The following is a 21,377-nucleotide window of genomic DNA, read 5'->3' as shown; positions in this document are numbered from 1 at the left end:
GTACGCAGTAAAATAAAAGAAGAAAGCCCGACGTAATGTTGGGCTTTTTTATTAGGAGCCCTGCCTGCCGGCAGGCAGGTATTTCCAGCTTTCCACTATATCTTTTTATTGTTTTTCACAAAACAATAAAAAGGATGCCGTTGCAATCTGGGCTATTTACTATATTTGACACGAGCCTTGCATAAGCAAGGTGAATTGACGAAGTAAATATGGAAAGCTTCCCAAAATCATTACAACAAAAACTAGAACAACGCAAAGCCAACAATGCTTTACGCCAACTGCCTGTTGCCAATGATTTAATCGATTTTGCTTCCAATGATTATATCGGCTTTGCCAAAAATGAAACTATCTTTAACGAAACACACCAATTCCTTTTAGATAAAAATATAAAAGTAAATGGAGCTACAGGGTCACGTTTGCTTTCCGGAAATCACACTTTATACAAAGAAGCCGAAGACTATATTGCCAAATTTCATAAGGGCGAAGCCGCATTAATTTTCAATTCGGGTTACGACGCCAATGTTGGTTTTTTCAGCTCAGTGCCACAAAGAAATGATATCATTTTGTATGACGAATTATGTCATGCATCCATCCGCGACGGAATCCAAATGAGCAACGCAAAAGCCTATAAATTTCTACATAATGATTTTGAAGATTTAGAAAAACTGCTTTCAAAATTCCAATCGTCAACTATTTACATCACAACCGAAAGCGTTTTTTCTATGGATGGTGATTGTCCAAATTTAGAAGAACTTACAAATCTTTCCGTAAAGCATAGTGCATATTTAGTCGTTGACGAAGCGCATGCACTCGGAGTTATTGGCGAAAGCGGAGAAGGATTAGTCCAAAGTTTAGGATTACAAGACAAAATATTTGCAAGAATAATGACTTTTGGAAAAGGATTGGGTTGTCATGGATCCGCCGTTTTAGGAAGCCAGGAATTAAAAAGTTATTTAGTCAACTTTGCCCGAAGTTTTGTTTACACCACCGGACTTTCTCCACACAGTGTTGCTACTATTTTGCAATCATACAAACATTTGACAAAGGAAAGAGAAGCTCTTGAACAATTAAAGTCCAACATCATTTTCTTCAATCAGGAAAAAATGCGTTTGGGTTTAAAACCAATGTTTGTCTATAGCAAATCTGCGATTCAATGTGCTATTATTCCAAGCAATGAGAAAGTAAAAAATATCGCTGCACAAATTCAGCAAAAAGGGTTTGATGTTAGGCCAATTCTTTCGCCAACTGTTCCCGAAGGACAAGAGCGTTTGCGTTTTTGTTTGCACAGTTATAATTCGGAATCTGAAATTAAAAATGTGTTAGAATTGTTAGCTACCTTTGTTTTTTAAATTATGGAAGAAGAAAAATTTACATTACTCCGCCGATTTCAATACTCAAGCGAAGCTATCATTTACCAAGGTAAATTAGAAAGTCAAGGTATTGAAGTTTATTTGAGAGATAACAATATCGTCGATTCTAATCCGTTATACAGCAATGCTGTTGGAGGCGTTAAAATGTTTGTCAAAACAGAAGATTTTGATAAAGCTAATGAAATCCTTGGTGATGTAAGCCTTTATGCTGTGGATGACGATAACCAACCTTTAAAATGCCCAGAATGTGGAGCCGAACAAGTTGAAATGGAGACTTCGATAGATGGTGTAAAATCTTTTTTTCAAGTTGCCATTTTAGGCGCCTTCGCTCAATTCTTTTCAAAGTACAAATACAAATGTCAAAACTGTAAATTCGAATTTGATTAATGAAGATTTTCATCACAGGAATCGGTACCGATGTTGGCAAAACTGTTGCTTCAGCTATTGTAGTTGAAGCTTTGGAAGCTGATTATTGGAAACCTATTCAAGCTGGAGATTTAGACTTTAGTGATACTCATAAAGTCAAATCACAAATCCCAAATTCCAAATCCCAATTCCATCCGAATGCTTATGCATTGAATACGCCGGCAAGTCCTCATCTGGCTGCTTCGTTAGATGGAATTACAATCGATTTAAAAAAAATAATTGAACCAAAAACCGACAATCATTTAGTAATTGAAGGCGCAGGTGGCATTCTCGTTCCGTTAAACGACAACGATTGTATAGTTGATTTAATCCAAAAAGATTATAAGGTGATAGTAGTTTCGCGTCATTATCTGGGAAGCATCAACCACACTTTGTTAAGTATTGAAGCATTGAAAAGCAGAAAGATCAGCGTTGCCGGGCTCATTTTTTCAGGTGACGAAAATAGAGCCACAGAAGAAATTATCCTAAAAAAAACAGGCGTGAAATTCATTGGGCGTATTGACAACGAACCTTATTTTAATGCTAATGTAATTAGTTATTATGCTGATAAATTTAGGAGCAATCTATTAAGTTTATAAAGATGAGAGATAATAGACGGATAGATAATAGACATTTTATCTATAAACATCTATCATCTTTTCCTCTATCATCTATTATCTAAAAAAAAAAATGAACCTTTCCGAAAGAGACAAATTATACAACTGGCATCCCTACACGCAGCACAAAACCGCTGCTAGCTTTCCGGCAATAGTAAAAGGACAAGGCGCTTTGCTTTGGGATGAAAATGGCAAAGAATATGTTGATGCGATAGCCTCTTGGTGGGTAAATCCTTACGGACACTCCAACAAAGTTATTGCTGATGCTATTTATAAACAGTTGACGACTTTGGAGCATGTTTTGTTTGGTGGTTTTACTCACGACAAAGCTGTCTTATTGGCTGAAAAGCTCATGTCTATTTTACCAAGTAATCAAAGGAAACTATTCTATTCTGATAACGGTTCCACTGCCGTAGAAGTGGCGTTGAAATGTGCACTCCAATACAATTATAATAAAGGATTCAAAAAAACAAAAATCATAGCTTTTGAAGATGCCTTTCATGGGGATACTTTTGGAGCCATGGCGAGTAGTGGCATTACTTTTTTTACGGAAGCATTCAAAGGTTCTTTGCTCGAAGTAATCCGAATTCCGGTGCCTACAAAAGGCTATGAAGAGCAAAGTCTACAAGCGTTGAAAGAGTTGGTTGTGACCAATGAATATGCAGCTTTTATTTTCGAACCTTTAGTGCAGGGAGCAGCCGGAATGGTAATGTATGATTCAACTGTTTTGGATAAAATGATTGCTATTTGTAACCAAAATAATGTGTTTACCATTGCCGATGAAGTAATGACGGGTTTTGGGAAAACCGGAAAAACTTTTGCAACTGATTATTTAATCAACAAACCCGATATGATGTGTTTGTCAAAAGCGTTAACGGGAGGAACAATTCCGATGGCGATAACGAGTTTTACTCAGGAAATCTTTGATGGATTTTATGATGATGACACGAATAAAGCCTTATTTCACGGACATACTTTTACCGCAAACCCAACAGGTTGTGCAGCAGCTTTGGCTAGCATCAATTTGTTGCAAACTGAACCAATGCAAAATAATATCACTAGAATAAACAAATCGCATTTGGCTTTTGAAATCAAAATAAAATCACATCCCAAAGTAAAAACTACTCGTGTTCTCGGAGTTATCTTCGCTTTAGAAATTAAGACTGAAACTCAGGAAAGTTACTATGGCACTATGCGTAATAAACTCTATAATTTCTTTATTGAAAATGGTATAATTCTGCGACCTGTGGGAAACATAGTTTACATTTTACCGCCCTATATTATTACGGATTCTCAATTAGAAAAAGTATATACCACTATCGAAAAAGCCCTAGAAATAATTTAATTCTTAGCGATCTTTGCGCAAAACTTTGCGACCTTTGCGGTTAAATAAATAAAATTTTGAAAAGACCTATTGCTATAACTTCAATTGCTTCGTTTTCTCCTTTAGGAAAAACTACGGCTGAAGTTTGGAAGGAATATCTGAATCCAAAATCACTAATTGTTGAAAAGCAAATAGGGAGTTCTAATTATTTGGTTGTCCCAATATCAGATAGGCTTGCTATAGAAGTTGAGGCATTAAGAAACTCAGAATCAAAATATAAACCGCTTGATAATTCGGTGCTTTATGCAATTTTGGCATCAAGAGAAGCGGTTAAAAAAGCGGGTTGGAAAGATTCCGTTTTTGGAGTTAATATAGGTTCTTCACGTGGTGCTACCCAACTTTTTGAAAAGTATCATCAGGAATTTTTAGAAACAGGAAAAACACCAACTTTAGCTTCACCAACAACAACTTTGGGAAACATTTCTACTTGGGTGGCTCATGATTTGAAATCAAATGGGCCTGAATTATCTCATTCTATTACATGCTCAACTGCTTTGCATGCCTTGTTAAACGGAATTGCTTGGCTGCAGGCAGGTATGGCGGATACCTTTTTAGTCGGTGGAAGCGAAGCACCTTTGACGGCTTTTACGATTGCTCAAATGCAGGCTTTGAAAATTTATGCCAAAACCAATTCGGAGTTTCCTTGTCGAGCTTTTGATTTACATAAAACCAATAATTCGATGGTGTTGGGTGAAGGTGCTGCAATGGCTTGTCTGGAAATAGGAGAACAAAAAAATGCCTTAGGGTACGTTACCGGATTTGGCTATGCTACTGACGATTTGCAACATAGCATTTCCATCACTGATGAAGCAGAATGTTTTCAGAAATCAATGAAAATGGCATTGCAAAATGTGACACTAGATGAAGTTGATGTTATAGTGATGCATGCTCCCGGAACGATAAAAGGGGACAAATCTGAATACAAAGCCATACAAAAAGTCTTCGGCAATAAGCTCCCAATGTTAACTACCAACAAATGGAAAGTGGGTCACACCTTTGGTGCCTCAGGGATCCTCAATCTTGAAATGGCACTTTTGATGATGCAGCACCAACAGTTCATAGGAGTTCCATTTGTTACAGAACATAATCCGCGCAAAGCCATTCGAAACGTATTGATTAATGCTGTTGGATTTGGAGGCAATGCAGTTAGTATTTTGGTTTCTAAATAGCGTTTTCTAATTCCTTTAACTTCGCATAAACCAAATTACTTTCCCATCCTTTACGAAGCAAGAAATCGCAGAACTTTTTCTTTTTTCTTTGAACATTATTTTCTCTGATGGTTTCCCAATGTTTTTCAGCTAGTTTATCAAATGTATCGTGGTATTCATCATCATCAATCTCGGTTAAAGCGCATTTGATATTGCGCGCCGAAATTTGTCGCTGTTTTAGTTCGTTGACTATTCGGTTTTTACCCCAAAGTTTGATACGGTGTTTTCCTCGTGCAAAACTTCGGGCGAAGCGTTCCTCATTTAGAAAATTATGTTGAATTAAATGAACCACAATAGCATCTGTCTCATCGGATTTCATGCCCAAATCACCTGCCTTTTGCACGACTTCCTGGTGGCATCGTTCCTGATAGGAACAATAATATTCCAGTTTGAGTTGGGCTTCTTTTAGTGTTAGTGCTTCGTTCATTGTTTGGATACAAATTTCAAAAACAAAGTTAGGTAATTAGCATGAATTCTTTTGTTCCGGACTTTTTAAGATTAAACGCACAGAAAATAAAGCGATTTATACCGTTATTTTTTTAAATATGTAAACAAAATCATCAATTTACAAGAAATTAGCAGTAAATGTTCATAAACATAGCTTTTTATTGATAATTTCTTAATTCAAACTACTTGTATTTTAGTGATTTAGATGTAATTTTGTTGTCCCTATTTCTACTTCTTAAGTCTTGACCTTTTTTTGTGTCTCACAATCAAGAGGATAACTATGAAATTATATAATATTCATTTATGAAATTTAGATTATTACTTGTTGCTTTTTTTGTTTTAGTATTGAATTCGGTCAGTTCCTATGGGCAGGTAAATATTCCAAGTGCTACACCAGTTACACAAAACTTTGATGCCCTTGGAAGTTCGGCCACTGCAACCTTACCAACTGGTTTTGTAGTAAATAATAATTCCACTAATTATACTACAGGTACAACAGCTACTGTATTGGCTTATGGAACTTCGGGTACAGGAGCAGTTACAGGAACTTCAGGTGCCGGAATAATAAATTGGGCAAATGGAGTTACAGCTTCAGCAACTGATAGGTCATTAGGTTTTTTAACCGGTTCATCTTTAACAAGTCCAAGAAATATAATTATTCAAATTAAAAATACGGGAGCAACAAATATTACAGACTTAGCAGTAGCTTTTGATTATGAAAAATATAGAACAGGAACTAGAGCTTTCAACTGGACTTTTACTCATGGGGCTACTGGCACAGCAGTAAATACTTCTAATGCGAGTGGAGATCAAGCTTATGCAGCTGATGCAGCTAATGGAGTTGTAAACCCACCAACTACTATTTCTAAAACTTTGAATCTTACAGGATTGACTATTGCGCCAAATGGGTTTTATTATTTATGTTGGACATTAACAGGTGTAGGTGGTGCAACTAACGGACAAGGAATGGGGATTGATAATTTGAGTTTAACAGCAACGTTTGCTGTTTCCTGCGCAGCGCCCACACTTTCGGCAACAACCTCTGCTTCTGCAATCGCTACAACAAGTGTCACTTTAAACGGTGATATTACTGCCGTTGGTGGTGGAACAAACATTACCACTCGTGGTTTTCAATATGCAACTAATGCTGCTTTAACCACACCAACAACAGTAAATACAACAGGAACATTTGGTGTAGCAACATTTAATCAATCTACAGGTTCGGTTTTAACCGCCAATACCCTTTATTATTATAGAGCGTATGCCATAAATGATTGCGCTTCACCACAAACGGGTTATTCACATACCTCTAGTTTCCCAACGTTTACCACTATTCACAATGCGCCAACTATAGGTGTTGGGAATGGTGAAACAGCCTCTTCTTTTGTTGCCAACTGGACTGCGCCAACTGGCGGAAGTGCTACATATACATATACTATTGAGGTAGATGACAATTCCGATTTTAGTTCGGTTGTATCAACAATAACTGGAATTTCATCAGCTTCGATTAGTCAAACCATTTCGGGATTAGCAAGCGCAACAACCTATTATTTTAGGATAAAAGTGGTGAATGCCGGAGGAAGTTCAGCTTGGTCAGCAACTTCCGCGGGAGTTTTAACACTATCGCCCGCACCCGAAATCAATGTAAAACAAGGTGTAACTTCAATTGCTCATAACGGTTCACAAACATTTGCAACCACTGCAATAGGTGCGTTTACCGATTTGGTTTTCACAATAGAAAATACAGGTTCTGCCAATTTAACGTTTACTACCCCGTTATCAATCAGTGGAACGGATTATACCCTTATTGCACCTTTGGCATCCTCGCCAGTTGCTGCTGCTGGCACCACTACTTTTACGGTTCGCTTTACACCCACCACAACAGGAACTAGGATTGGGAGTGTAACTATTAATGGAACAAATGATACAAGTGAACCTACCTACATTATTAATTTTACAGCAACAGCAACGCCAAGCAATTTATCAGATATTATAGCCAATGCAGGGTATGTTTATAATTCAAATATCGCTTATGCTACGTATCAATCAGCAACCATTAGTAATACTACAAGCGGTGCAAACGGCAGTATCGATTTGTTTAAGTTTGATATTAGAGATGGAGGCGGAGCAGCTGATCTTGATGGATTGCCAACCATTTTATCAGGGATTACTTTTAACGTAACCAATATTGCTAACATTAGAACAGCGGCACTTTTCAACGGCAATGCGATGGTCAATAATGTACCAACTATAAATACCGGTGCTGGAACAATAGCTTTCGCTGGATTATCGGGTGCTGATGTTACAGCTTCAACTGGCGGCTCAACTGGTTTAACGTTGAGAGTAACTTTTTTAAATGCTGTTACCGATAACCAACAAATTCAGGTTACCATTGCTAATGCCAATGTAGCTGCTGCAGGAAGCAATACTTCTTCAACCTTTGCCGCTTTTACAAGTGTAGTATCGAGTACCACAAGCGATAGAAACAGAATTGAAGTTACTGCAGATAGATTAGCGTTTGTAACGCAACCGGTTAACACGGCTCAAAATGCTGCGATGGCAACTGCGCCAACGGTAAAAGCATCAGATATCTTCGGAAATATTGATTTAGATTATACTACTTCCATTGTTATCACTTCAACAGGAGCGATGACAGGAGAGCCAATAACTGTATCTCCTACTTCTGGTGTTTCTACTTTTTCGGGAATTGTGCATACTTCTTCGGGAACTTATACACTAGAAGCTACAAGCGGTAGTTTAACGCTAGCAACGAGTAACAGTTTTGTTATTTCTGCATTTACTTTTGCTGCTGGTGATATGAGACCAAAATACGCAACTAATCTTTCATTTAATGGAGATTGGGAATACTATGATGGAAGTACATGGCTAACAGGTGGTGCTTATGATAATAAAGCCCCACAAAACACAGCTAACACTGTAAATAGAGTTTTGATTGATAAATACGTTGGTGGTGGTGGAACGACATCAAAAAATTACAATTGTGATTTTATCATTCAATCCGGAGGTTATTTATATATTGATGCCAATATTGCTTCACCAACATTCACTTTTATAGCAGCTGGTAAAAAAGCAGAAGTTTTATCAGGTGGGACATTAGATATTTCGGGAGACATTAAACTAAATTCTACTGGAAATTTAATTGTTAGAGCTGGTGGTGACATGATATTAAATCAAAATTCAGTAAACAATGTTCATCCTATGTGGGATGGTGTTGAATTGTTTGAAGGAGGATCAACCGTTACCATCAATGATTGGGGTTTTACGGGTGCAGGTTCAGGATCTTTGATTAACACTTCAACGGCAATATCTAGTAATGCCAATGGGTATAAATTTGGGAACTTAGTTGTTGATATTAATCCTGGGTTTTCTTGGTCAATTATTGGAGGCGGTATAGGTATTATTAATCTATGTGAAAATGATTTTGATATTTCGAATGCTAGTTCTAATTATATTCACGGAGCAACAAATAGAACGGGAACTAACGGATTTGTAGTCAATGGTAATATGACTATTTATGATGGGCCATTCAGTTTTGGTTCTAGTTTTACGACAGACGCATTTAATCATCAGTTTACGGTCAACGGAAATTTTGAATGTGGTAGTAATGATGATTTAAAAATACATTATATAGGTGCCGGAACACCTACAACATTAAGTGGCAATGTTACTTTTAAGGGTGATGTTAAAATTGCATCCACTGTAACCTCGTTTACCAATGATGGAGGCAGTGGAACGCCCGCCAGAATGACTGTCAACTTTGATGGAGGAACATTGGTTTCGCCAAAATTAATTGATATTGCACCCGTTGCTGTTGCTATTCCGATGACAATTAAAGGAACAAGTGTTAGAAAATTTGCTACGCAAGACCTTACTACCAATAGTGTTGGTTCATACACAGCTCCTTTTACAGTGGAAACTGGTGGTACATTGCATTTTGGATGGGCAACTAACGGAACTACTCCTTTAGTAATTAAGAAAACTACAGTAAGTGCAGCGGGAACAAATACTTTTGCTTCACAAACGGGAACAACGTTAATCGTTACCTCACTTGACGGTTTACAACAACTTTCGGCAACAACAGGGAATGTTCAATATTCATCTAGTAATAAAACCTATAATCAAACAGGTGTTTTTTGGTTTGTTGGAGTAGACAATCAAGTAACTGGAGATGTTTTTACTACAGGCGGTACGGCAAAAACAATTATTTGTGAATTAATAGATAATACAAAAAAATTAACCTTAAGTAGCGCAACTAGTATTACTTCTCCCGGACTATTAAATATCAAAAAAGGGCAGTTTATTGAGTCGACAACTGCATTACTAACCGGAAGCGATGGAGGATTAACCATGGAAGATGGAACGCTTTATCAAATACCTGGTTTGTCTTCCTCTTCTACTGATTTAATTCCTAGAGTAGTGGGATTGTCAAACGTGTATAACTTGGCAGATAATTCAACAATAGAGTTAAATGGTGCTGATGGCGCAAGTGCTTTTGATCAATACTTAAGAGGAACTCGAAGCTACAAAAACCTAAAATTTTCTACAAGTGGCGTGAAAACTATTTCGTCGGCAATCAGTTCTATAACGGGCACAATTACTGTTGCAAATACTGCAATTTTAGATGTGGAAGATAAAGGAATGGGTGGTGCAGGAACCAATTTAACCATGACTGGAACTTCAGAATACAGAACAGCAGGAGCAGGAGTTAAACCAGATGCTTCTGGAACTTATGCTTTAGGAACAGGTACCAAAGTTACTTTCACCAGTGGTTCAATTTTAGTACCAATTTTAACTTTACAACAAATTAGACTGGCTCCCAATTATTACAATATAGATGTTGTAGGAAATAATGTTGGGACAAATACACTCACAAGTCCTGTAAAAATTCAGGCTGGTGGAACATTTAAAGTTAAGGCAACAGGTATATTTAAACATTCCAATACGGCTGGATTTAATGGAAGCGCTGTAACAGCTATAGATAATACAAATTCCCCAACCATTACTCTTGAAACTGGATCAACTGTAGAGTATGCAGGAGCAAATCAAACGGTTACATTATTTAATTCTTCCTATTATACTAATCTTACTATTTCTGGAACTGGAACAAAATCGTTGCAAAATGCTACACAAACATTTGTAAATGAAGATTTAAATGTAAGTGGAAGTATTTTATTGGTGAATACAGATGAAGTAATAACCGTTAGAAAAGGAGTAAAAATTGCAACAGTGGTAACCACAGATGTTCCTGATTTTCAAATTAAAAATAATGGTCAGTTGATTCAAATAGATGATGCCGATGCTAATAGTGGAACTGATTTTCAACTTATTCGAAATTATACCGCTACCAATGTAGACTATGTATATTGGGGTGCGCCAACAAAATCTTTTGCAGTAAGCAATTTACCAAATGGCTTTAGATACGAATGGAATCCATTATTTTCTAATTCGAATGGTACACAAGGTAATTGGAATGCACCTTCAACCACTAACATGACGGCAGGGAGAGGTTATATTGCTAGAACCTTTAATGGTTCTGCAACTGCCATAACGTTGCCATTCACATTCAGAGGACGACCTAATAATGGTGCTTTTACTACGCCTATTTCAAGAGGAAGTTATTATGGCGACGGCATAACCACAGGATTAAATTACACCGTTCCGTCCAACCCTAATCCTATTACAGTAACTCGTTGGGACGATAACTGGAACTTAGTGAGTAATCCCTATCCATCAGCAATTAATGCATTAACTTTTTTATCAGCATCAAATAACCCAGATATAGAAGGGTTTGTGTACTTGTGGACACATCAACAAGGGCCTGTTTCTACTGTTGATCCTTACTATAGTGATTTTATACTTAATTATTCGTCAACCGTAAATTATGTCTTGTACAACAGTTTAGGAGTTTCTAGTGGGCCAATTTCATTCAATGGGAAAATTGCTTCAGGACAAGGTTTTTTTGTATTAATGAGCGATGGTTCGACCACAACCAGTGCTGTTAATTTCAATAACAGTATGCGGTATACGGCTTCTACTTATGCGCCTTATAATAATTCACAGTTTTTTAAAACAACATCTCCCGCTCAAGAAACTATAAATGAAGAAGAAAAACATCGTATTTGGTTGGACATAATATCGGCACAAGGAGATTCAAATCGCATTTTAATTGGTTATGCTGAAAATGCAACCAATGATAAAGACAGAATGTATGATGCCATTACAGGACTAGGCAATTCTTTAAAAATTGTTTCTTATCTAAATACAGAAAATCCACAAGGGTTTATTATTCAAGGTAGAGGTTTGCCTTTTAACGAAAATGATACTGTTCGTTTAGGAGTTGCCATTCCCTCGAGTGGGACATACATGATTGGTATTGGGGCATTAGATGGGATGTTTCATGGAAGTCAAAACATTTATATAGAAGATAAACTGTTAAATGTAATTCAAAGTATAAAAACACACCCCTATACTTTTACTTCTAACGCAGGACAATTTGAAAATAGATTTGTATTGCGCTATACTGATGGTTCAGCTTTGGATAATCCTGATTTTGGAACAGTAGACAGTAGTGTTGTAGTAGCTACTAACCATGGTGAAATGACTATCAAATCTCATGTTGAAAACATACAAGAAGTAACAGTATACGATGTATTAGGCAGACAATTGTTCTTCGCAAAAGCAATTAACAAAACTAATTTTGTAACGTCTACTATTACGATGAGCCAACAAACATTAATTGTGAAAATTAAGTTGGAAAATGGCGTAACGATTTCAAGAAAAATTATTCTTTAATTCTTTATTATATAGAAAAAAAGGTCTCGTTAATTCTAACGAGACCTTTTTTTATTGACATGTGTTTTTCTTTCATTTTAAGGAATCAAATATGGTTAACTAAATTATAAATTTCATATAGAATAGATTGCCTATTATATTTTTTAGGATTAAACTCATAGGAAATAAGAAAGTAATAAGTCATTCAACCTAAAAAACGTAAATAAAAACGTATTAATGTGCGTTGTTGAGAAATTTATGATTAAAACACCCCGTTTATTAATAAATTCTTAACCTAACTATAGTGTATATTAGGAATATAAATGTAATTTCATACTCCCAATTTACCGTTTTTTTTCTTATTTTCTACAGAAAGATTATACGGTTACTATGATAATTTATTAGATAACATAATTCATTTTTTATAATGAAAATAAAAATACTTGTTGTTGCGCTTTTGATTGTTAATTTTTCAAATGCTCAATTACTTCAATGGAATACTTTTGGAAACACAGGACTAGAAACTATAGAGCCCAGTGTCTTTAATAATGCAAACATTTCTACATCTAATTTAACATTAGGAGCTGGTATTGGTAGTATAGGAAATGCAAATAGGATAGGAGGTAATAATTGGTTTGATACCGGCAATACAGCAGCAGGGAATACTATCGCCGAAGCTATTGCTGGAAACGACTATATCCAATTTATAGTAACACCAAATTCCCTATCTGATTTTACACCAACGTCATTAGTCTTTGGGTGGGATAGTTCAGGTACCGGTCCTTCAACCATTGTTCTTAGGTCTTCAGTTGATGGTTTCACAACAAATTTAGGAAGTGTTGCGGTAGCAGCTTCTTTAAGTGGGCCAACAGCATATACTATTTCTATTTCGGGATTATTAAATATTACAACCGCAACTACGTTTAGAGTATATGGAATTGGTGCAACAGGGACAGGTGGAACTGGAGGTTTTGATGTAGGGTCTAATGTTATTAATGTTCAACTAAACGGAACAACTACTACAACCGCCCCTACCTGTACTCCACCATCTATAACATCAATATCACCTGCAGCAGGTATAATTGGAAGTCAAGTAACTATTACAGCTTCAGCAGGAAGTTTGTTAGGAGCATCAGCCATTTTTAACGGAGTTAACGCTACAACAGTTTCAAGTTCAGCTACTCAATTAGTTGTTACTGTACCAATTGGAGCTACAACGGGTAATTTAGTTATTTCAGATACGCAACCATGTAGTGTTACTTCAACTTTTACAGTACTTCCCACTGTACCAATTTGTGGTTATGTTACCGATTTGTTTATAAGTGAGGTTACGGATTCAAATTATGGAGGACTAAGTTACATCGAAATTTATAATGCTACAGGTGCTACTGTAAATCTAGCTGATTATAGTTTACAGTTTTATCAAGATGGTGCTACTTCTCCCTATTCAACTACGGGAGTTAGTTTAATACCTGCATTTTCAGGAACGTTGGCTAATGGTCAGACTTATGTTGTAAGTACATCGGAGAGTGGATTTACTTGTGGCGTTATGGGTGGAGACGGTTCTTTAGCTAACCTTCAAACAAATGCGAATGGAATCAATTTTGGCACAAATGCGGATGATCAAATAGCATTATTCAAAGGAAGTACAATGATTGATATATGGGGTGCATATAGCGATAGTAATTGGTCTTCTTCTCTAGGAATAGGGACATCAGGAGCAGATTTTAGACGAAAAACCACAGCAACTATGCCTACTACAACTTTTAACACCTCGGATTGGACAGTTATTGATTGGACAGGTTCAGGTTCGTCCGCTTGTGTTACGACTAATGATTATTCTGATATAGGAAATTATTCCTATTCAGCCGCTACATCAACAACTTGGAATGGTACAACTTGGTCAAATGGTACGCCAACACTTTCTAAATTAGCGATAATTGATGGGAATTATAATACTACTCCCAATGGTAGTTTTGAAGCATGTAGTGTACTAGTTAATGCTGGAAAAGTACTGACTATTTTTGCTAATCAATATGTTGCAATTCAATATAACTTGACTGTGACACCAACAGGGAATGTAATTGTTAAAAATAATGGTTCTTTGGTTCAAATAGATGATTCCGGAATTAATACAGGCAGTATAAACGTTGAAAGAACAGCAAGTGTTAAGTTGTTAGATTATGTATATTGGTCTTCACCTGTATTAGGTTTTCCTGTTACCAGCGTATCTCCTGGAAGCCCGAGTTCTTTAATTTTTAAATGGGTTACTACTCTGATAAATGCAAATGGAGGTGAAGGGAACTGGCAAAATACTGCTGAGACAATGGCTGAATGTAAAGGTTATATAGTAAGAGCACCAAATGGTTTTTCAAATACCAGCGCAGCAAATTATACAGCAACATTTACCGGAAATCCATTTAATGGTGTTTGTCAACCTTCCATATTTAGAGGGGATGACACAAATGCAGGGACAGTTGGACCAAATGGGGTTATGAGAACTATCAAAGATGACAATTGGAATTTACTTGGCAATCCTTATCCTTGTTCTATTAATGCTATTAAATTTTTGACTCTAAATACAAGTATTGATGGAAATATTCGTTTATGGACGCACGGAACATTACCTAGTTCAGCAATTTTAGACCCTTTTTATGGTAATTATGTATACAATTACAATCCCGGAGATTATATTACCTATAATGCTACAGGAACTAGTAGCGGTCCAAGTGCCTTTAATGGATACATTGCTTCAGGCCAGGGTTTTTTTGTAATAATGAATGACGGACCTGCTGATTCTACTCAAAAAGTTACCTTTAATAATTCGTTAAGGGAAACTGTTGGCACACCAAACACCTATTATGACAACAGTTATTTTTATAAAAATTCTTCTGCTTTAAATCGACGTAATCCACCTGAAAACGGAAGGATATGGCTTGATTTAATCGATCAGGCTAATGATTCAAGTAGGTTGTTACTTGGTTATGTAGAGGGAGCAACAATTGCAAAAGACAGGCTTTATGATGTTTATTTTAAAGCAGGTAATGGTATGAGTATTTATTCATTAATAAATAATGAATCTGCGAGTATTCAAGGAAGACCTTTACCTTTTAATTCTTCAGATATTGTTCCTTTAGGAGTAAAAATCAGAACTACAGGCACTTATTCAATAGCAATTGGAGCTCTGGATGGATTTTTTCAAAATGCCAATAAGAATATTTATTTAGAGGATTTATTAACTGGTGGCATATATGATTTGCGTTTAGCCCCTTATACCTTTACATCAGATTCAGGAACTTTTGACAGCCGATTTAGATTGCGTTATAGAAGACATTCTCATGATGATGAAAAAATAAATGATGATAAATCAAATGAGATTTTTGTTTACAATTTAAACAATGAATTAATTTTAGAATCTAATTCACAGTTAATTTCTTCACTGAAACTTTTTGATATATTAGGACGGGAATTGTGTCAAAAAGAGAGTGTAAATTCTAATCAATTTTCTATTGTTTCATCAAATTTTCCTCGCATAATAATTGCAAAAATTAAATTGGTAAATGGAGAAGTAGTTACTAAAAAATTAGCCAAATAATTTAATAAGTTGTGAAATCTTATTTCCCTTTTGTAGAGGCTTCTATATTCCTTTCAATTGAATGCCCAGGACGAGACCATTTTGGTTTTTCTCCCATTGCTTGATATTTAGAATCTGCTGCTTCTACAGTGGTAGGCTGCATTATTTTGATAAAAGGTTTTTGAGCTACCAAACCTAAGGTTTCAAACATTTTCATGTCTTCATTTACATCTGGGTTTGGCGTAGTTAATAATTTATCTCCGGCAAAAATAGAATTAGCTCCGGCAAAGAAACACATGGCTTGTCCTTCACGAGACATTTCGGTTCTTCCTGCAGAAAGACGCACTTGAGTTTCAGGCATTACAATTCGGGTAGTAGCTACCATTCGAATCATTTCCCAAATTTCAACAGGTTTTTCATTTTCCATTGGGGTTCCTTCTACAGCTACCAAGGCATTTATTGGCACTGATTCCGGTTGTGGATTTAAAGTTGAAAGTGCCACTAGCATTCCGGCTCTGTCTTCAATACTTTCTCCCATTCCAATTATTCCACCGCTACAAACCGTTACATTAGTTTTACGAACGTTTTCGATGGTTTCTAATCGGTCTTCAAAACCTCGGGTTGAAATGACTTCTTTATAATAATCTTCGGAAGTGTCTAGGTTGTGATTGTAAGCATATAAACCAGCTTCGGCAAGACGCTGCGCCTGATTTTCGGTAATCATTCCTAACGTACAGCATACTTCCATATCCAGTTTATTGATGGTTCTTACCATTTCTAATACTTGGTCAAATTCTTCACCGTCTTTTACATTACGCCATGCTGCACCCATACAAACTCTTGAAGAACCATTTGATTTGGCTCGTAAAGCTTGAGCTTTTACCTGACTTACCGACATTAAATCATTACCCTCAATATCGGTATGATACCTGGCAGCTTGTGGACAATATCCGCAGTCTTCTGGACAACCGCCTGTTTTTATTGATAGTAAAGTGGAAACTTGAACAACATTTGGGTCATGCTGTTCTCTATGAATCGTTGCTGCTTCATACAGCAAATCCATCATCGGTTTGTTATAAATAGCAATAATTTCTTCCTTAGTCCAATTGTGTTTTGTGATGCTCATAGGTGCAATTTTATAGTGCACCAAAAGTAGTTAAATTGTATGTAAGTTACAATTTTGTGAAACGATAATAAGGAATTTATGAATCTTCTGAAGATGTTTTGTTTCTCCAGAGTTGCATAGTGATAAAAACAACAATCACAGCAGAAGCCAATCCTTCAAATAAAACACCAATGCAGTATTGATTTGCTGAAGGTTTTCCGCCAAATAAAAAATCTTCAGAAAGTGTGTCAATATAACTATCTCCACCTCTTAAATAAATATAACAAAGTAAACCAACAACACTTAGTAAAACACCTGTAATAGCTGTTATTCCCGCGGAAAGCAAATTAGTGACATAGCCCAATTTTTCTTCTTTGAAATTTGATTTTAATGTTCGGTTTACACCATAAAATACAATTAAGGCATTGAACATTCTTAAATAAAGGATGTGAGATAAACCAAAAAATTCTATTACTAAAAAGTAAATCGCAATTCCGGCAAAAATTAGGATTCCGTTTGAAAGTTCTCTTGCTATTTTCATCTTAAATTGATTTGAGTGAATAATAAAAGTAAACAATCAAATTTAAGGAAATATCTTTTATAAGGTAATTATTTAACAAAAAAGATGAAAATCCTTTAGTATAAAATAAAATAAATAAGAATTATGTCAGCGACAGAATATAATCTTGACTGGTTTTTTTATCTGCCAATAATTGATTTTTGAGTGCTTCAACTGATTCGAATTTTTGCTCAGAACGAATTCTTTTTAGCAAGCAAACTGTAATTTTTTGATTGTACAAATCCTGATTAAAATCAAAAAAATGGATTTCTATAGTTTGATTAAAGCCATCAAAAGTAGGCCGTGTTCCAATATTCATCATACCGAAAACGACTTTTTTGCCAAAGGTGCTTTTGACAATATAAACGCCATTAAGCGGAATGAGTTTATAGTTTTCAGTTATTTTTATGTTCGCTGTCGGAAAACCAATAGTTCTGCCAAGTTGTTTGCCTTTAGAAACTACTCCGGTTAATGGGTAATTGTATCCCAAATAAGTTGCTGCCAATTCAATATTACCTTCTAAATATGCATTTCTTATTTTGGTTGAACTAATAGAAACCTCATTGATTTCTTCTGCTGAAATTTGTTCAACTTCAAAACCATAGTTTTGGCCAAAATTGATTAAATCATCAATGTTCGCGGTTCTGTTTCTCCCAAAGCGGTGGTCATGCCCGATGATGATTTTTTTGATTTTGAAAATAGCTACTAAAACTTCTTTGACAAATTCTTCGGCAGTTAACCTTGAAAATTCTTTGTCAAATGGATGCACAACAAGATTGTCAATTCCTAGACCATCTAGTAATTCTATTTTTTCATCTAAGGTATTGAGTTGCTTCATTTCGGTATCTTCCTGAAGCACCATTCGAGGATGCGGGAAAAAAGTAAGCACCAAGCTTTCACAATTCAAATCATGGGCACTTTTGGTAATTTGTTCCAGAATTTTTCGATGACCAAGATGAACTCCATCAAAAGTACCAATAGTAACAATTGTTGGCTTATCGGCATGGAATGATTTTATGGAATTGAATATTTTCAAGGAATTGTATAAGTAATATGCAAAAATATGTTTTAGAAATTTAATATAATAATTTTCATCAAAAAAACGTGAATTAATAGGCGTATGTTAAAGTTTACAGTAAATAATTTAAAAAACAGAGCTCCAATTTGCAAATATTTGAAAGATAACTATCTTTACTCTCTATTAAATTAACAATCTAAATCATGAAAAAAATTTTACTTTTAGTTGTCTTCCTTTTTTCTGTTACTTTTTCTTTTTCACAAAGGGATAGTTCTTGGAAACTTCTCGATAACAACAAAGCGGTTACGTCAGAAAAAATAAGACAAACTTCTTATTCTGTTAACCAAAAATTATTAGAATTCAATGCCGCTCAATTTAAGCAGTCACTTGCTAATGTTCAACAAAAGGCATCTGGAAATGCCGGAATTGTGATTCAATTACCAAATGTGAATGGAGATTTGGAAAAATTCCAAGTTTGGGAATCTTCTAATTTTGAACCAGCATTACAAGCTAAATACCCAGAAATCAGAGCGTATGTTGGAAAAGGAATAACAGATCCTTCAGCAGTTTTAAACTTTAGTCTTTCTCCAAGAGGAATTCAAACTATGGTTTTTAGAGCTGATATAGGAACCGAATTTATTGAACCCTATACTAAAGATAGTTCTGTTTATGTAATTTTTGATTCAGCAACTAGAACTAAGGGTAAATTACCTTTTACTTGTAGTACTGAAGATATTATGATTAATCAAAGTCTTTCAAATAAATTAGTAAATTCAACTCTTTCAAATACACAATCCTATAAAACAATGAAACTTGCTTTATCCTGTACAGGTGAGTATGCTGTATACCACGGTGGAACTGTTGCAGGAGCTTTGGCAGCAATGAATGCTACAATGACAAGATGTAATGGTGTATATGAAAAAGATTTAGCTGTAAAATTATTAATTATTGCTAATGATGATTTAGTAATTTATACGGATGCAGCTTCTGACCCTTATTCTGATGCAGCAAATATGGCTAACTGGAACGCAGAATTGCAAGCAAATTTGACAAGCGTTATAACAGAAGCTAATTATGATATTGGACATTTATTTGGTGCGTCAGGTGGAGGTGGAAATGCAGGTTGTGTAGGCTGTGTTTGTGTAAACGGTTCAAAAGGGAGCGGAATCACATCACCTGCAAATGATATTCCTGAAGGAGATACTTTTGATATTGATTATGTTGCCCATGAAATGGGTCACCAAATGGGAGGAAATCACACATTTACTCACACTACTGAAAATAATACTGTAAATGTTGAGCCAGGTTCAGGATCGACAATCATGGCTTATGCAGGTATTGGTGGAGGCGGAACCGATATGCAAATGCATTCAGACGATTATTATCACTATAAAAGTATCCTTCAAATACAAACAAATTTAGGTACTAAAACTTGTCCGGTTAGTACAAGTATAGCGCTTACTAATCCTAAACCAGTTGTAACTGTATCAGGAGCAGCTTATACAATACCTGTAAGTACTGCATTTAAACTTTCAGGAACCGGAACCGGAACAATAGGTGAAGTATTGACCTATTGCTGGGAACAAAATAATGACGCAACAGCTGTTGGAGGAACGACTACTTTTCCTTCATCAACTAAAACAGACGGACCAAATTTCAGATCACGTCCTCCAAGCGCTTCATCAGTTAGATATTTTCCGCAGTTTTCTGATGTTTTAGCTGGATATCTAGTCACTAAATGGGAAACCGTTTCTTCTGTTGCTAGATCATTAGCTTTTGCTTTCACAGTTAGAGACAATGTTCTAGGTGGAGGTCAAACTAACAGCGCAGCAACTACAGTAACTGTTGTAGATGCGGGTGGTGCTTTTGCAATAACAAATCCAAGTACAGCAAATACTTTATGGACTCCAGGAACGACACAAACAATTACATGGAATGTTGCCGGAACTACCGGAAGCGGAATCAACACTGCCAATGTAAATATTTTATTATCTACGGATGGTGGAGCTACTTTCCCAACAGTCTTGGCGGCAAGTACTGCTAATGATGGTTCAGAAACTATAATGCTTCCAAGTGTGGCAGCTCCAACGTGTAGAATATTAATTGAAGCTATAGGAAATGTATTTTATGCTGTATCAAAAAATATTGCTCTTGGTTATGCTATAGATACAACATGTAATACTTATACAAATTCAACTGCATTAGTTATACCAGATGGAGCTGGAGCAGAAACACCAGGAACAGTGGCGTCAAACACAATAAATGTGCCTGTAAGCGGAATAATTTCTGATGTAAACATCGGGCTAAACGTAACACATACTTACCCAAATGATTTATTAATTACTATAACTAATCCATCAGGAAAAAAAGTAGCTGTTTGGGAAAGAGCATGTGCTGGTAATAATAATTTTAATGTTACTTTAAATGATGGTTCTCCTGATTTCACATGTGTGGCCAATATGGCAGGGTCATTTTCTCCTTCATCGCCTTTGTATCCTTTTAATGGTGACAACTCTAACGGTTTATGGACCTTGTCAGTCTCAGATTATTATACCGGTGATACAGGAAGAATAAACTCTTGGTCTATTCAAGTTTGTACGGACGCATATAGATTAGAAACTCCAACATTTGGTTTTACAGATTTTGCGGTTTATCCAAACCCAAATAATGGTAATTTCAATATTCAATTTACAAATAATTCTTCAAATGGTAATGGTGTGAAAGTATTAGTTCACGACATGAGAGGAAGAGTAATTTTGGGAAACAATTTTGAAAACAGTGCTACATTCAATCAAAACATTCAATTAAACAATGCACAAGCCGGAGTTTATTTATTGACTGTTACTGATGGAGAAATAAAACAAACCAAAAAAATTGTGGTTGAATAAACCACTAATT

The 21,377-nt window shown here is 35.8% G+C and carries 12 protein-coding genes; 8 read left to right on the top strand and 4 right to left on the bottom strand.

Annotation, left to right across the window (positions count from 1 at the left end; genetic code table 11):
• Positions 1 to 209 precede the first annotated feature (209 nt).
• The 5 genes from QWY90_RS13225 (at position 210) to QWY90_RS13205 (ending at position 4,945) form a co-directional block, all read left to right on the top strand.
• Complete coding sequence (locus QWY90_RS13225; RefSeq protein WP_290286447.1) at positions 210 to 1,349, top strand: aminotransferase class I/II-fold pyridoxal phosphate-dependent enzyme; 1,140 nt, start codon at positions 210 to 212, stop codon at positions 1,347 to 1,349.
• A 3-nt stretch (positions 1,350 to 1,352) separates the two neighbouring features.
• The gene (locus QWY90_RS13220; protein WP_290286446.1) at positions 1,353 to 1,757 is read left to right on the top strand and encodes a putative signal transducing protein; all 405 of its coding nucleotides are present in this window, start codon (positions 1,353 to 1,355) and stop codon (positions 1,755 to 1,757) included.
• The gene (gene bioD, locus QWY90_RS13215; protein WP_290286445.1) at positions 1,757 to 2,374 is read left to right on the top strand and encodes a dethiobiotin synthase; all 618 of its coding nucleotides are present in this window, start codon (positions 1,757 to 1,759) and stop codon (positions 2,372 to 2,374) included. Before QWY90_RS13220 ends, bioD begins: the two co-directional genes overlap by 1 nt.
• Positions 2,375 to 2,465: 91 nt before the next feature.
• Positions 2,466 to 3,737 (top strand): adenosylmethionine--8-amino-7-oxononanoate transaminase, encoded by a 1,272-nt coding sequence (bioA, locus tag QWY90_RS13210; protein ID WP_290286444.1) that lies wholly within the window; start codon positions 2,466 to 2,468, stop codon positions 3,735 to 3,737.
• Positions 3,738 to 3,793: 56 nt separating this feature from the next.
• Positions 3,794 to 4,945, top strand: coding sequence for a beta-ketoacyl synthase N-terminal-like domain-containing protein (locus QWY90_RS13205; RefSeq protein WP_290286443.1), 1,152 nt, complete (start codon positions 3,794 to 3,796; stop codon positions 4,943 to 4,945).
• Here the strand turns inward: QWY90_RS13205 and QWY90_RS13200 are convergent.
• Complete coding sequence (locus tag QWY90_RS13200) at positions 4,938 to 5,411, bottom strand: regulatory protein RecX (protein ID WP_290286442.1); 474 nt, start codon at positions 5,409 to 5,411, stop codon at positions 4,938 to 4,940. The genes QWY90_RS13205 and QWY90_RS13200 overlap by 8 nt on opposite strands.
• Before the next feature lie 323 nt (positions 5,412 to 5,734).
• Between QWY90_RS13200 and QWY90_RS13195 the strand changes: the two genes are divergently transcribed.
• Both QWY90_RS13195 and QWY90_RS13190 read left to right on the top strand, forming a co-directional pair.
• A complete protein-coding gene (locus QWY90_RS13195) occupies positions 5,735 to 12,244 on the top strand; it encodes a RemA C-terminal-like gliding motility protein (RefSeq protein ID WP_290286441.1) in 6,510 nt (2,169 codons plus the stop codon).
• 406 nt (positions 12,245 to 12,650) lie between these two features.
• A complete protein-coding gene (locus QWY90_RS13190) occupies positions 12,651 to 15,818 on the top strand; it encodes a RemA C-terminal-like gliding motility protein (protein WP_290286440.1) in 3,168 nt (1,055 codons plus the stop codon).
• Positions 15,819 to 15,837: 19 nt separating this feature from the next.
• Here QWY90_RS13190 and bioB read toward each other — a convergent pair whose 3' ends face one another.
• From bioB to QWY90_RS13175, 3 genes are all read right to left on the bottom strand, one after another.
• Entirely contained in the window at positions 15,838 to 16,923 is a 1,086-nt protein-coding gene (gene bioB, locus QWY90_RS13185) for a biotin synthase BioB (RefSeq protein WP_290286439.1), read from the bottom strand.
• A 76-nt stretch (positions 16,924 to 16,999) separates the two neighbouring features.
• Positions 17,000 to 17,443, bottom strand: a complete 444-nt coding sequence (locus QWY90_RS13180; RefSeq protein ID WP_290286437.1) for a hypothetical protein — start codon at positions 17,441 to 17,443, stop codon at positions 17,000 to 17,002.
• A gap of 121 nt (positions 17,444 to 17,564) precedes the next feature.
• On the bottom strand, positions 17,565 to 18,497 hold the full coding sequence (locus tag QWY90_RS13175) for a bifunctional riboflavin kinase/FAD synthetase (protein ID WP_290286435.1): 933 nt from the start codon (positions 18,495 to 18,497) through the stop codon (positions 17,565 to 17,567).
• 185 nt (positions 18,498 to 18,682) lie between these two features.
• On the opposite strand from QWY90_RS13175, the gene QWY90_RS13170 reads away from it, so the two are divergent.
• The gene (locus QWY90_RS13170; protein WP_290286434.1) at positions 18,683 to 21,367 is read left to right on the top strand and encodes a zinc-dependent metalloprotease; all 2,685 of its coding nucleotides are present in this window, start codon (positions 18,683 to 18,685) and stop codon (positions 21,365 to 21,367) included.
• Positions 21,368 to 21,377 lie beyond the last annotated feature (10 nt).

This window comes from Flavobacterium paronense, assembly GCF_030409795.1.
GTDB classification, from domain to species: domain Bacteria; phylum Bacteroidota; class Bacteroidia; order Flavobacteriales; family Flavobacteriaceae; genus Flavobacterium; species Flavobacterium paronense.
Note: the sequence above shows the minus strand (reverse complement) of the source record. Positions and strands in the feature narration are given on the sequence as shown.

Coding starts and splice junctions, on each gene's coding strand:
- QWY90_RS13225 (WP_290286447.1), top strand. CDS start 210: ATGGAAAGCTTCCCAAAATCATTACAACAAAAACTAGAACAACGCAAA.
- QWY90_RS13220 (WP_290286446.1), top strand. CDS start 1,353: ATGGAAGAAGAAAAATTTACATTACTCCGCCGATTTCAATACTCAAGC.
- bioD (WP_290286445.1), top strand. CDS start 1,757: ATGAAGATTTTCATCACAGGAATCGGTACCGATGTTGGCAAAACTGTT.
- bioA (WP_290286444.1), top strand. CDS start 2,466: ATGAACCTTTCCGAAAGAGACAAATTATACAACTGGCATCCCTACACG.
- QWY90_RS13200 (WP_290286442.1), bottom strand. CDS start 5,411: ATGAACGAAGCACTAACACTAAAAGAAGCCCAACTCAAACTGGAATAT.
- QWY90_RS13195 (WP_290286441.1), top strand. CDS start 5,735: ATGAAATTTAGATTATTACTTGTTGCTTTTTTTGTTTTAGTATTGAAT.
- QWY90_RS13190 (WP_290286440.1), top strand. CDS start 12,651: ATGAAAATAAAAATACTTGTTGTTGCGCTTTTGATTGTTAATTTTTCA.
- bioB (WP_290286439.1), bottom strand. CDS start 16,923: ATGAGCATCACAAAACACAATTGGACTAAGGAAGAAATTATTGCTATT.
- QWY90_RS13180 (WP_290286437.1), bottom strand. CDS start 17,443: ATGAAAATAGCAAGAGAACTTTCAAACGGAATCCTAATTTTTGCCGGA.
- QWY90_RS13170 (WP_290286434.1), top strand. CDS start 18,683: ATGAAAAAAATTTTACTTTTAGTTGTCTTCCTTTTTTCTGTTACTTTT.